At 65.1% G+C, this 13,169-nt stretch carries 11 protein-coding genes; 4 read left to right on the top strand and 7 right to left on the bottom strand.

Annotated features, from left to right (window positions below; translation table 11 throughout):
• Positions 1-127: 127 nt before the first annotated feature.
• Positions 128-2,317, top strand: coding sequence for a molybdopterin-containing oxidoreductase family protein (locus ACRCUN_RS11430; RefSeq protein WP_462141757.1), 2,190 nt, complete (start codon positions 128-130; stop codon positions 2,315-2,317).
• A gap of 42 nt (positions 2,318-2,359) precedes the next feature.
• Positions 2,360-3,898: an aldehyde dehydrogenase family protein gene (locus ACRCUN_RS11425; RefSeq protein WP_462141756.1), complete on the top strand. Its 1,539-nt coding sequence runs from the start codon at positions 2,360-2,362 to the stop codon at positions 3,896-3,898.
• A gap of 70 nt (positions 3,899-3,968) precedes the next feature.
• Here ACRCUN_RS11425 and ACRCUN_RS11420 read toward each other — a convergent pair whose 3' ends face one another.
• From ACRCUN_RS11420 to ACRCUN_RS11410, 3 genes are all read right to left on the bottom strand, one after another.
• Complete coding sequence (locus tag ACRCUN_RS11420; RefSeq protein WP_462141755.1) at positions 3,969-4,670, bottom strand: TetR/AcrR family transcriptional regulator; 702 nt, start codon at positions 4,668-4,670, stop codon at positions 3,969-3,971.
• 11 nt (positions 4,671-4,681) lie between these two features.
• Positions 4,682-5,902, bottom strand: a complete 1,221-nt coding sequence (locus tag ACRCUN_RS11415; protein ID WP_462141754.1) for a cytochrome P450 — start codon at positions 5,900-5,902, stop codon at positions 4,682-4,684.
• 76 nt (positions 5,903-5,978) lie between these two features.
• Entirely contained in the window at positions 5,979-6,764 is a 786-nt protein-coding gene (locus ACRCUN_RS11410; protein WP_462141753.1) for an SDR family oxidoreductase, read from the bottom strand.
• Positions 6,765-6,908: 144 nt separating this feature from the next.
• On the opposite strand from ACRCUN_RS11410, the gene ACRCUN_RS11405 reads away from it, so the two are divergent.
• Positions 6,909-8,396, top strand: a complete 1,488-nt coding sequence (locus tag ACRCUN_RS11405) for an aldehyde dehydrogenase family protein (RefSeq protein WP_462141752.1) — start codon at positions 6,909-6,911, stop codon at positions 8,394-8,396.
• Here the strand turns inward: ACRCUN_RS11405 and ACRCUN_RS11400 are convergent.
• Genes ACRCUN_RS11400 through ACRCUN_RS11390 form a run of 3 tightly spaced genes read right to left on the bottom strand, consistent with a single transcriptional unit; the run spans position 8,380 to position 11,678 of the window.
• The gene (locus tag ACRCUN_RS11400) at positions 8,380-10,032 is read right to left on the bottom strand and encodes a medium-chain acyl-CoA ligase Mig (RefSeq protein ID WP_462141751.1); all 1,653 of its coding nucleotides are present in this window, start codon (positions 10,030-10,032) and stop codon (positions 8,380-8,382) included. The genes ACRCUN_RS11405 and ACRCUN_RS11400 overlap by 17 nt on opposite strands.
• Before the next feature lie 18 nt (positions 10,033-10,050).
• Entirely contained in the window at positions 10,051-10,668 is a 618-nt protein-coding gene (locus tag ACRCUN_RS11395) for a cysteine hydrolase family protein (RefSeq protein WP_462141750.1), read from the bottom strand.
• A complete protein-coding gene (locus ACRCUN_RS11390) occupies positions 10,665-11,678 on the bottom strand; it encodes an aromatic ring-hydroxylating oxygenase subunit alpha (protein WP_462141749.1) in 1,014 nt (337 codons plus the stop codon). The genes ACRCUN_RS11395 and ACRCUN_RS11390 overlap by 4 nt, the downstream gene beginning before the upstream one ends.
• Before the next feature lie 118 nt (positions 11,679-11,796).
• On the opposite strand from ACRCUN_RS11390, the gene ACRCUN_RS11385 reads away from it, so the two are divergent.
• Positions 11,797-12,231 (top strand): nuclear transport factor 2 family protein, encoded by a 435-nt coding sequence (locus tag ACRCUN_RS11385; protein WP_462141748.1) that lies wholly within the window; start codon positions 11,797-11,799, stop codon positions 12,229-12,231.
• Here the strand turns inward: ACRCUN_RS11385 and ACRCUN_RS11380 are convergent.
• Positions 12,228-13,139: a TIGR03619 family F420-dependent LLM class oxidoreductase gene (locus tag ACRCUN_RS11380; RefSeq protein ID WP_462141747.1), complete on the bottom strand. Its 912-nt coding sequence runs from the start codon at positions 13,137-13,139 to the stop codon at positions 12,228-12,230. The genes ACRCUN_RS11385 and ACRCUN_RS11380 overlap by 4 nt on opposite strands.
• Positions 13,140-13,169: the final 30 nt, after the last annotated feature.

Genomic DNA, 13,169 nt, shown 5'->3' with positions numbered 1-13,169 from the left:
ATGAGCCGGGGGTTCTCCTCGGGCCAGGTGGAGATCTCCGGCGCCAAAGCCTTCTGCATTCGTCCGAATCCTCCCTGTTCAACGAAAATGGTAAAGCAACTGTAACTCTTACAGTAACCTAGTCCCGGTGATCGAGGGCAAGGCTGAGCGCAAAGCCACGTTCTGCCGAATCTGTGAGCCGTTGTGCGGCATGATCGCCACCGTCGAGGACGGTCGGTTGACCGCGCTGCGGCCGGACAAGGACCATCCGTTGTCGGCGGGTTTCGCATGTCAGAAAGGCATTGCGTTCGCCGAGGTGGTCAACGATCCAGACCGCGTCACCACACCGCTACGGCGAACCGACACCGGATTCGTTCCCGTTTCCTGGGATGCGGCGCTCGACGACATCGCGGCCAGGCTCACCCAAATCCACCGAAAGCACGGCTCCGGCGCCGTGGCCTGGTATATGGGAAACCCCGCGGCATTCAGCTACTCGCATCTGTTCGCGGCGATGGCGTTCGCGAAGGGGATCGGCGGCGACAGTCACTTCTTCAGCTCGTCGACCCAGGACACCAGCAGCCGGCTGTTGGCCAACCAGTTCCTGTACGGAGCGCCGTTCCCGGTGCCGATACCCGATCTGATGCGCACCGACTTGTTGGTCATGCTCGGAGCGAATCCCGTGGTGTCGCACGGCAGTTTCCTGACGGCGCCCCGTATCAAGGACCGAATGCACGACATCGTGAAGCGCGGCGGACGCGTCGTCGTCGTCGATCCGCGTCGCAGCGAGACGGCCGCCCAATTCGAATGGCTCGGCATCGTCCCGGACGCGGATGCCTACCTGTTGCTGTCGCTGCTGCACGTGCTCTTCGCCGAGGGTCTCGTCGATCGGCGCGCCCGCGCCCAGGCCGATGGGCTGGCCTGGTTGCAGGAGCGGTGCGCACCGTTCAGTCCGGAGGCCACGAGTCGCCACACCGGCATCGCGTCTGTGGCCGTGCGGTCATTGGCTCGCGACCTCGCCCGCACCGAACGCGCGGCCGTCTACGGGCGGCTCGGCACCTGCGTCGGCCGAAGCGGCACCCTCACCACCTACCTGATCGATGCGGTCAACCTCGTCGCGGGCAATCTCGACGTCCCCGGCGGCAGTGTCTTCAGCACCCTCGGAATGCCCGGGCAAAAGTGGGGATCGATGGCGATGGGTGCCTCGCTACGGCGGAGCTACCGGCGAAAGCGCACGCGCGTCGGCGGCTTCCGCTCGGTCATCGGTGCCGAGCCCGCGGCGCTGATGGCCAAGGAGATCTCCACGCCGGGGCTGCGGCAGATCAAGGCGATGTTCATCGGCGCGGGCAACCCCGTGCTGTCGGTGCCCAACGGCGACGAACTCGAAGCGGCGTTCGCCGAACTCGACCTGTCGGTGGGCTTGGACCTCTACGTCAACGAGACGACCGCGCTCTGCGACTACGTGCTGCCGGTTACCTCGATGTACGAACGCGACGACTTCGCGGTGACGTTCCAGATGTTCCAGGCGACCCCGTTCCGGCAGGCGACGGACGCGGTCATCGCGCCACCCGGTCAGGCGCGCACCGAATGGGACATCATCGCCGATCTGATCGGCCGAACCGCCATCCGCACACCGGTTTTCGCGGCGCTGCGATCGGCCGCCAAAGTCGCTGCCCGCCGGGGCAAGCGACTCAGTCCGCGCCCGGCGATCGACCTGATGATCCGGCTGTCTGATGGTGGAGACCGGTTTGGTCTGCGCCGCGGAGGCTTGACGTTTCGCCGGCTGATCGACCGTCACCCGCACGGCGTGGTGGTCGCCCCCGAGATCCGTACCGGAGTACTGCGAAACGTGGTGGTGTACCCGAAGGGGCGGGTTCGACTCGCGCATGAGGACATCGCCACCGAGATCTCGGCTCTCGCCACCCGGAGTCAGCCGCCCGGTTACCCGTTGCGGATGATCGGCATGCGTGAGCCGCGCTCGGAGAACTCGTGGTTGCACAACTCACCGCTGCTGATGCGCGGCAAGCGGACTCAGCACGCCCTCATGCATGCCGACGACGCTGCCGCACGGCAGCTGTCGGACGGCGACGAGATATGTGTGCGGTCGCCGTACGGCAAGATTGCCGTGGCGGTTTCGCTCACCACCGACATCGTGCCGGGAACGGTGGCGATACCGCACGGATGGGGGCACAAGGGGAGCGGCGGCTGGCACATCGCCAACCGGGCCGGCGGGGCCAACGTCAACAAGCTGATGTCCAGCGATCCGGCCGATGTCGAAGCGCTGGCCGGAATGTCCTGGCTGACCGGGGTACCGGTGCAGGTGGAGCCCGCCCGTTCCTGATACCGTAATGGTTACGGTTGCGAAGTGCGCTTGGAGGTAGTCGTGAGTGAAGCCGTGGCCGCAGTCACGAGCGTGGAAATCGGGGTTCGTGCGGCAGGCCGGGCCGAGAGCCGGATGCTGATCGACGGCGTATTGACGGCCTCCTCGTCGGGTGATGAGTTCGACAACATCAGCCCTGCAACAGGTCTGGTGCTCGGCCGGACGGCGGCAGCGGGTCCTGAGGACATGAACATGGCGATTGCGGCGGCCCGTCGTGCATTCGATGAGTCGGACTGGTCGACCAATCGCAGGCTTCGGCAGCGAGCGCTGCTTCAGCTGCAGGACGCGTTGGAGGACGAAAAGGAAGACCTCCGTGAGGAATTGATCGCCGAGGTGGGATGCCCGGTGATGACCACGCAGAACGCGCAGCTCGACTGGCCGCTGGCAGACGCGCTGCGCTATCCGGCCCGGCTGATCGACGAGTTCGAGTGGGAACGCACCCTCGACGGCGGAGGCCTCTTCGGCGAGCGCAACGCCCGCACCGTCGTCAAGGAACCGGTCGGTGTGGTCGCTGCTATCACGCCCTCCAATTTTCCGATCGAAGTCATCCTCAACAAGCTCGGTCCGGCGCTGGCGGCAGGCAATACCGTTGTGCTGAAACCGGATCCGAACACGCCGTGGAATGCGACCAGGATCGGGCGGCTCATCGCCGAGCGCACCGACATGCCGCCCGGGGTCGTCAACGTGGTGCCAACGCCGTCCAACGAGGTCGCCGGATTGCTTGGGACTGATGCCCGGGTGGACATGGTGTCGTTCACGGGTTCGACGGCGGTCGGCAAGCACCTCATGCGGGTGGGCGCTGACACCATGAAGCGGACTTTCCTTGAGCTGGGCGGCAAGTCGGCGATGATCGTGCTCGACGACGCCAAACCGGCGCACATCATCCCGGGCGCGATCGGCGCCTGCGTGCACGCCGGCCAGGCGTGCGCGGCCAACACTCGCATGCTCGTGCACCGATCGCTTTTCGATGAGGCCGTCGCCAACGTGACGATGGCGTTCGGCGGAGTTCCGGTCGGTGACCCCGCATTGCCGGCCACGTTGGTCGGTCCGGTGATCAGCGCTGCGCAGAAACAGCGCGTATTGGACGCGTGTGATCATGCTCGTCGCGACGGCGCCGAGATCGTCGTCGGGGGAGGGGCGTTCGCCGATCTGCCACCGTATCTCGCCGACGGGCACTTCGTGGCGCCCACGGTGATCGTCGGTGCCGATCCGCGCTCGGCGATCGCACAAGACGAGGTGTTCGGTCCGGTGCTCGTCATGATTCCGTTCGATGATGACGACGAAGCGGTGCGGCTCGCCAATGACAGCGCCTTCGGTCTCGCGGGCGCTGTGCTCTCGGCGTCGCCCGAACGCGCAATGGGCATCGCCCGACGGATCCGCACCGGAGCCATCGGTGTCAACGGCGGGATGTACTACGGGGCCGACGCGCCGTTCGGCGGCTACAAGAACAGCGGTGTGGGACGGCAGTGCGGCATCGAGGGCTTCACGCAGTACACCGAGACCAAGACCATAGGGTGGCGGCGGCCGCGCAGGCAGGTCTGACGTCGATCGTGCGGTTTCATACGCGAACCGCCGCGTAATGCGCATGGGCCCGCACATTCGGCGGAAGCGCTCAAGGGTCGGGAGATGCGGTCAGCGCATGGGCGCGATCGAGGATGCTGTCGAGGATATGGTCGAAATTCGTGTCGTCGGCCATGCCGATCCGATAACCGTGGCCGGGAATCGACGAAATCAGCGGCATGGAATCGGGATCGAGGACCTGCTCCCAGTATTCCCGGGGTAGTTGGGTTTTCGTCGTCTTGGTCGCGAGCCGGTGCAGGACCGCTGAGCTACGCACGAGAACCGAGATCGCGGTATAGGTCTCGAGGGCCTGATGCGCCGTCAGACCGGCCTGCACCAGCGCGGCCACGGGCTGCTCGATCTTCTCCAGCGCGTGACGAGCGGCAGGAGTGCTTCCGGTGCCGCGGATCAGGATGAGGTCGCACAGGATCGGGTTGCGCTGGAACGTCTCCCGCATCCGATGCGCGTGTGCACGTAGAGACTCTCGCCACACGCCGGCGTCGATGGACAGCACGCTGAAGTCGTACTCGTCCAGAGCGTGCTCGGTCATCGCATCGAGCAGGTCGTCCTTACGGCGGAAGTACCAGTAGATGCTGGTGACGCCCACGTCGAGGTGTTTGGCGAGTTGCGGCATGCTGAGATTGTCGACCGACACTTCACGAGCCATGTCGAATGCGCCACGCAGGATTTCGTCGACGCTGATCGAACCGCGCTCCCTTCGCGGACGTCCGCCATTTGTCGCTGCTGTGGCCATGTCAAGGCGCCTCAGGCGATCGGTTCGAACGTGACCGGTATCGCGGTAGGGGACCGGAACGGTTGGCCGAAGATGTGCGGGTCGTCGTCGGTGACGAGTTCAATGTCGGTGACCCGGTTGAGCAGGCTTTCCATCGCGACCCGAGTCTCCATCCGCGCCAGGTGCAGGCCCATACAGGTGTGTTCGCCGGCCGCAAAGGTGATGTGGGGGACGCGTTTACGGAAGATGTCGAATTCCTCCGGACGGTCCCAGCGCTTATCGTCGCGGTTGGCCGATCCGATGCAGACGTCGATGACCGCACCCGCCGGAAGCTCGACACCCTCCAGTACGGTGTCCTGGTTGGCCGAGCGCTGCACGGTGGTCAATGGGGTCTCGTACCGCAGCCCTTCCTCGATCGCCTGACCGATGAGTTCATGATCGTTTTGTACGGCGGCGAACTGTTCGGGATGGGTGAGCAGCAGGTAGAGCAGGTTGCCCGACGACCGATACGTGGTTTCCAGCCCCGCGGGAAGAAGCAGCCTCAGAAACGAATAGATGGCTTCGTCGGTCAACTTCTCGCCGTCGATCTCGGCCGTGACGAGATCACCGATGATGTCGTCGGTAGGGTTGGACCGCCGTAGCTCGATCTGGGTGAGGAAGTAGTCCTTCAACGCCGCCGACGCCTCAAACGCGCGTTTGTATTTGACCGTATAGCTGATCAATTCGACCGCACGTTGGCGGAACCATGGCAGATCGTCCTCGGGTAGGCCCAGTAACTTGGAGATCACCCGGGTGGGGAACTCGAAGGTGTAGTCACGGACGAGGTCGGCGCTACCCGCCTCGACGAACTCGTCGACGAGTGCTTCACAGATCGGCCGCACGATCTCCGGTTCCCAGCGCTGCAACGACCGTGCCTTGAACGCCGCCGAAACGAGATTGCGGTGATCGCGATGGGTCTTACCTTCCATCGCGAGAATGCTCGGCCCGATGAAGAGGCCGATCGTGCTGTCATAGATCTTCGAGTTGAAGGCTTTACCGTCACGGAACACCGTGTTGACTGCGTCGAACGAGACTGCGGCGTACTGGTGCTCGGGCAGCAGCGATTCCGGAGTCTTGGACCAGTCCATCACCGACCCGCGAAACACCCCATGCTCGGCACGATGCCGCGCGAAGATCGGATATGGATCACGCAGCAGGTTGTCCGCGGGTTCGCCGGCGGACTCTTTCCGGCTGTCCTGCACCTGGCTTTCCACGCTCACCCCGCAACTCGCAACCGATCAACTGTGCCAAACATATTACTGTAAATATTACAGTAAGAAAATCGAGTCGTCAGAGCGTTATCGGGACACCACTCGTCATGGCCGTGATGAAGCCGGCGTCCACCTGGATGTCCTGGCCATTGATCCACCGCGATTCCGGTGATGCCAGGAACGCGATGAGCGGGACCACGTCGTCGACGGTGGCGTGCCTGCCGACCGTCGACCGCACCATGTCGAGGACGTCTTTACCCATGGTCTGTTCGAAGTCGGACAGGATGGGCGTTTCGACGGGGCCCGGGCTCACGGTGTTGACGCGCACGCCGTACTTGCTCCATGCCGGGCCCGCGATCCGCTTGGCGAACAGGATCGCGGCTTGCTTGGAGGTCGTGTACACGGGGAAGTCGGGGTCCTGGCCGGCCTGCCACCGGTCCACGTCCGCGCCGTCGGTGAGGTCGAGCAATCCGGTCAGGATGTCGACGCGTTGTTCCCAGCCGAGTGCCGCCGTTGACGCGACGCCGACGATGGATCCGCCTCGGCGTAACAGGGGCAGTATGCCTTCCGCCATCAGTCGCATGCCCAGATAGTTGACCCGCAGCACGTCACCCGCGGGCGCCGTTCCCGGCACGCCGGCGACGTGCGCAAGCATGTCCCAGCCGCCGCCGATCTCGTCCAGCAATGCCGTAATGCTGCCGGCGTCCCGTAGGTCGCATGTGAGGTGCTGTGACGCCGGAGTGTCGTTGGGGCGCAGGTCCACTGCGAGCACGTGGTCGCCACGGTCGTGGAAGTGCGCGGCGGTGGCTGCGCCGATCCCGGATCCGGCTCCGACAACGACGATCCTGCGCGGGGTTTCCGGCATGCGCGGTTCCTCACTGAAGTTACGACAGTAAGGATGACTGTAAACAATTCCGGTGAGTCGGACAAACGTGTTCGGAATCGCAGCGCGGTGCTACCGTTAGCCTTACCGGATGGCCATACAGCCTTCGAGGAGGAGCCGGCACCGATGAGCGCGATCGAAGAACGTACCGCGGTGGGCTCGCCATCAGGCGGGTCTGAGCGCGTCCTGGCGTCGCAACGCGAGGCCTTCATCGCAGAGGGGCCACCGGATGTCGCCCTGCGGCGCAACCGGATCGACCGCCTGATGGCCATGATTCTGGACAACTGCGAGGACTTCGTCACCGCCACCGCCACCGATTACGGATCGCGGTCGCGCTCAGCGGCCTTCTTCGCCGAGATTCTCGGCATGATCTCGGTGATCGAACACACCAGATCCAATGTGCCGCAATGGATGCGCTCGACCAAGCTGATGCGCGCGGCCCGGCTGGCGCGTATGCGCGCCGAGGTGGTGCCGTCGCCGCTCGGCGTGGTGGGAATCATCGGGCCGTGGAACTTCCCCGTTCAGCTGACGGTGCTGCCCGCGGCCGCGGCCTTCGCGGCAGGCAACCGCGTGATGATCAAGATGTCGGAGGTCACCGCGAACACCGCTGACCTGATGGCGGCTGTCGCGCCGCGGTATTTCGACGAGCGCGAGCTCGCGGTCGTCACCGGCGGGGCAGACGTGGCAGCTGAATTCGCCGGCTTGCCGTTCGACCACCTCTTCTTCACCGGTTCACCGGCGATCGGGGCGCTCGTGCAGCAAGCAGCGGCCCGCAACCTCGTCCCGGTGACGCTCGAACTCGGCGGCAAGAATCCGGTCGTCGTGGCGCCCGGCGCCGATATCGGCCGGGCGGCGAGCCGAATCGCCCAGGGCCGGATGGTCAACGGCGGCCAGGTGTGCGTGTGCCCGGATTACGTGTTCGTCCCCGATGCGCGTGTCGACCAGTTCGTCGACGTCGCGCGCCGGACTCTGAGCTCGATGTTCCCGACCATCGTCGACAACGGCGACTACTGCTCATCGGTCAATCAGGCCAACTTCGACCGGATCGTCGGCCTGATCTCCGACGCTCGTGCACATGGTGCCCGCATCGATTCCGTCGTCCCCGCCGGCGAGGTCCTGCCGGACCCGGTCTCGCGCAAGATCGCACCGACCATCATTCGCGACGTCGATGACCGCATGCGCATCGCGGAGGAGGAAGTGTTCGGGCCGGTTCTGGTGGTACGCGGCTACTCGGCTCTCACCGATGCGATCGACTACATCAACGCACGCCCGTCGCCGTTGGTGGCGTACTGGTTCGGGCCTGACGACGACGACTTCCGGCGTTTCGTCGTGCGCACGCGCAGTGGTGGCGTCGCCCGCAATGATTTTGCCGCCCACATGATTCCGTCGTCAGCACCGTTCGGGGGAGTGGGCCGCAGCGGAATGGGCGCCTATCACGGCAAGGCCGGGTTCGACGCCTTCAGTCACTACCGCACGGTCGTGGGCAGTGACCTACCGTTCAGCATCACCGCACGCGCCGCCCAGCCTTTCACCGGTTCCATGCGGGTCAGCGCCGACCTCGCGCTGCGCCGCGCCCGCCGTCGAACCGGCAGTCGTCTCAAGAGGTTTCGCTGACGGCCTGCTCGCGGGCCCAGCGGTAGTCGGCTTTGCCCGCCGGACTACGTTCGATCACCGGACGGAACACCACGGCCTTCGGCAACTTGTAGCGGGCGATGGACTTCTCGGCGTGCCGGATGAGTTCGTCGGCGTCGACAGCGTTGTCGGCCTCGGCATCGTCGGCCAACGCGACGATCGCGACCACTTCCTGTCCCCAGCGTTCACTCGGCCGACCGGCGACCACCACATCCCGCACCGCGGGATGCGATGCGATGGCCGCCTCCACCTCCTCAGCGAAGATCTTCTCGCCGCCGGAGTTGATCGTCACCGAATCCCGGCCGAGCAACTCGACGATGCTGCCGTCGAGGTGACGGGCCCGATCGCCGGGCACCGCATACCGCACATCGTCGATCACCGGGAACGTCGCCGCCGTCTTCGCAGCATCGCCCTTGTAACCGAGGGGTACGTAGCCGCGCTGCGCCAGCCACCCCAGCCCGTCGTGGCCGGGCGCGAGCACCGCGGTGAAATCCTCGGTGACGACACAGGTGTCGGGCCCTGGTTTGAACGTGCCGGTCGAGACCGCGCCGGGTGCCGACATGTGACTCATCTGCGCACCCGTTTCCGACGAGCCCACCCCGTCCACCACGATCAGGTTGGGTTTGGCATCGATGAGCTGTTGCTTCACATGGGGCGTCAGTTGCGCGCCGCCGTTGGCGACGACCGAGAGCGTCGACACGTCGGCGATCCCACTGCGGATGGCGTCGACGAGGGGCCGGGCCATCGCATCACCCACGACCGTCGCGACGAGGACCTGTTCGCGTTCGATGGTGCGCACGACGTCATCGATGTCGAATCGGTCGACGACACTGGGGAACACGAGCGTCTGACCGGTGGTCACCGCGGTCATCGCGGCCCACTGAGCCGCGCCGTGGATCAGCGGGGGCAGGATCATCAGCTTGGTGCCCGGGTTTTCGGTTGCCCTGTCCGCGATTTCGTCGACCGATTGCGCCTTGTCGCCGGTCATCATGTTGCGGCCACCGAATGCGGTCATGAAGATGTCATGCTGGCGCCACAGCACGCCCTTGGGCATCCCGGTGGTGCCGCCGGTGTAGAGGACGTAGAGATCATCCGGTGAAGGCTCAACAGCGGGAGAAGCAGTGTCGCGCGCGACGATGGACTCGTAGTCGACCGCACCGTACAGCAGGTCGTTACCGGAGTCGTCGGCGATCTGGATGAGCACCCGGAGTGCGGGCAGCTCCGGCAGGATTTCGGCCACGCGCGGCGCGAACGTCGCATGGTAGACCAGCGCGGTGGCACCTGAATCGGCCAATAGGTACTGCAATTCGTTCTTGACGTAGCGATAGTTGACGTTGAACGGGGCAACCCTGGCGCGAAACGAACCGAGCATCGACTCGACGTACTCCGGGCCGTTGTGGGCGTAGATGCCGAGCAGATCTTGACCCACCTCGTGGCCGGCCAGGACGTCGCGCTCGGTATGGGCGCCCAGGCCCCGGGAATGCAGGTAGGCGGCGAGCCGGTTCGACCGGTCGACGATCTGGCGGTAGGTGTAGCGCCGGTCCCCCTGAACGATGAGCGGGCGGTCCGGGATGGCGGCGGCGACGGCTTCGGCTACGGCTGGGACGGTGAACAGCACGTGGTCTCCTCGAGTGGGTCAGCGCTGCCAGGCCTGCAGCAGGTCATCTGTGGTGGTGACGGTAGCCAGCAGGGACAGGGTGTTGTCAATGACCGCATCGGCATACCCGGCGGGGATTCCGGCGACGGCGTCTCTGGGAAGCACCACGCGGTAGCCGGCGTTGACCGCGTCCATCACGAGATTGGTGATCGCGACATTCACCGAGACGCCGACGGCCACGATCGTCGTCACGCCGAGGTTGCGCAGGATCGGATCGAGGTCGGTTCCACCCATGGGGCCGAGCCCGTGCCACCGCGACAGCACGAGATCGGTTGCTTCCGGGCCGAATTCGGGTAGCAGCATGGCGCCGGGCGTGCCGGGCAGGATGCCGACGTCCGAGCGGCCGATGGCGAAGATCTTCGCGTTGTGGTTGGAACCGAGCCCGTCCTGGCGTCGCTGGACCAGACAATGCACGACGTGCGCGGATACCGCGCGGGCTGCCGGCAGGAGTCGTCCGATGTTGGGCAGTGCGACCCGTCGCGCCTCGTCGGCGAGTGCGGCGAGTCCGGCGTCCGGGCCGACCACTGCTCCCTGACATTCCTGCGTGACGATCGCGGTGCGCCCGGGTGCGACGAGCGCTCTCAGGTCAGGCTTCATACGTGAGCGGGTACGTCGGCCGGCGGTACCTCGTAGAACTGCGTGGCCCACTTGCGCATGGCCATATAGGGTTTCGCGTCGATCTTCGCCAACGGCGGATGCTCGACGTACTTCTGGTAACGCCAGATGTCGCAGTCCTCCCACACGGTTTTGAGGAACTGCTTTTCGACCTGCTTGCGCACCTGTTCGGGTGGGATGTCGGACGTCTCACCGGGCAGCTTGGGCCACCAGATCGAATAGAACATGTCCGACACCTCGTCGTCGACCGGGGTGCAGGCGAAGATCAGCCGGTGATTCGACGAGCCTTCGAACGCGCTCATCGCGAAGCCGAGCCCGGAGAAGTGGCTGTGAATACGCAGTGCCATCTTGTCGGGATCGTCGCTGCGCGCGTCGGGCCAGCCGGTGAGGAACCGCCACTCCTCGTCCACGTGCTCCCAATGCAGGCACACCGGCGTCACGGTGGCGCCGTGCACGTAGCGGAAATGTGAACTGTCCGGGCCGTTTTCAGCCACGATCTGCGGGTGCACCGGGATGGCGTCGGCACGGCTGGAGAACTCGGGATAGGGCCGGTAGTAGGCATCCGGGTCGGTCTCGAACTGCGGGAATTTGTGAAAGATGTCGGGCAGTTCCCACTGCGGCGGCTTACCGTCGGGCTGGTACCACATGAAGATGCAGCCGTACTGCTCCTTGACCGGGTATGACCGCAGCCGCAGGCCGCGGTTGGGCCGGTCGGGCTGATAGGGAATGTAGGTGTTGTTGCCCTCCGGTCCCCACCGCCACCCGTGGAACGGGCATTCGACGCAGTCACCGACCACCTTGCCACCGTGTCCGATGTGGGCGCCGAGATGCTTGCAGTGCGCCTCGAGCACATGAAGCTCGCCGGACTCGTCACGGTAGGCGGCCAGGTCCTCGCCGAAGTACTTCAGCGCCTTGACGTCACCGACCGCATACTCGGCCGACCAGCCGATCATGAACCAGCCGGTGACCTTCCAGGTGAACGGCACCTTCATGCCAGCTGCCTCCCGTGTTTCACTGCTCTCACAATAGGTACGGAAGACATTACAGTATAGGTTTCCACAAGCGGAAGCATCGGGTAGCGTTCGACGCGAGAAACGCGAGGAGGCGTACATGTCCGACGACATCGAGGCGATCAAACAGCTCAAGGCCCGCTATTGCCGGTTCCTGGACACCAAGGACATCGACGCATGGCGGGCGCTGTTCGCCGAGGATGTCGTCGTCACGCTGGACATGGCCGTCTCCACCGGCGGGGCCAATCCGCAGACCGCGCCGCCGTTGAACGGCTTCGACGAGTTCTTTCCGGTCGTCTGGGGCGGTGTGGAACATGCGGCGACGGTGCATCACTGTCATACGCCAGAGATCGAGCTGACCTCTGAGACGACGGCGACCGGCATCTGGGCGATGGAGGACATGTTGTTCTTCGCCGACGGCAATGAGCTTCACGGGGCGGGCCACTATCACGAGACTTATGAAAAACGAGGCGGCTCATGGCAGATCACGAGCCTGCACCTGACCCGGACGTTGTTGAAGTTCAAGAACGCCTAAGCGGACACGATCGCCTCGCCGAATGCCTCGATGTAATCGAGCGCGGACTGGGGGCTGGTGCCGTCGACGTGCACGACGGCCCACGTGGCGCCGAGGCCCGCCTGCTCGGCCAGTGTCTGCCGGGCATGGCGCAGCGATGCGTCGTCGTCGAGGTCGACATGCGGGCAAACCACCTGGATGTCGACTGACGACGGGTCGCGGCCCGCATCGGTCAGGCGTCGGTGCAGCCGCCGTACACCGTTGCCGAACTGCGCGGCGTCCTCGATCGCCGCGGTGCGGATTACCGACGCCATTCCGGCCGGGACGATGAGCGGCATCCAGCCGTTGCCGTACTCGACGACGCGACGTATCGCTGCCGCACCGTTTCCGCCGATCCAGATCGGCGGATGCGGTCGCTGCACCGGCGGTTGCAGCCATACCGGACCGACGGCTGCGAAATCCCGGCCGGCAACGGGGCGATCCGGATCTGTCCAGATCGACCTCAGCGCGCGCAGGGCCTCGTCCAGCAATTCGGCGCGGCGGTCGATGTCGATGCCAACCGCGGCGAACTCTGACGAAAGATAGCCCGCGCCAACCCCGGCGATGAGCCGCCCGCCGGATACCTGATCCAAGCTGCCCAGCGCTTTGGCCGACAGGTACGGAGTGCGGAACGGCAGGACGTAGAGGTTGGTCATGAGCCGGATGTGCGACGTCACCGCCGCCATGAAGCTCAGTGCCGCGATCGGGTCGAGGGTGTTGTGTCCACCGTTGCGCCGCCATTTGACCGATGGAGCGGGATGCTCGCTGAGCGCCACCGCCGCAAAGCCGGCTGCTTCGGCATGAGTGGCGACCAGTCGAATAACTTCAGGTTGCAGGAAATCATCAGGCGCCGTGGGGAGTTCGCTGGGATATTCCAGAGTGAACTTCATCGATTTTCCCGTTCCGCCGCGCTACTGTAA

This window comes from Mycobacterium venezuelense, assembly GCF_054919535.1.
Note: the sequence above shows the minus strand (reverse complement) of the source record. Positions and strands in the feature narration are given on the sequence as shown.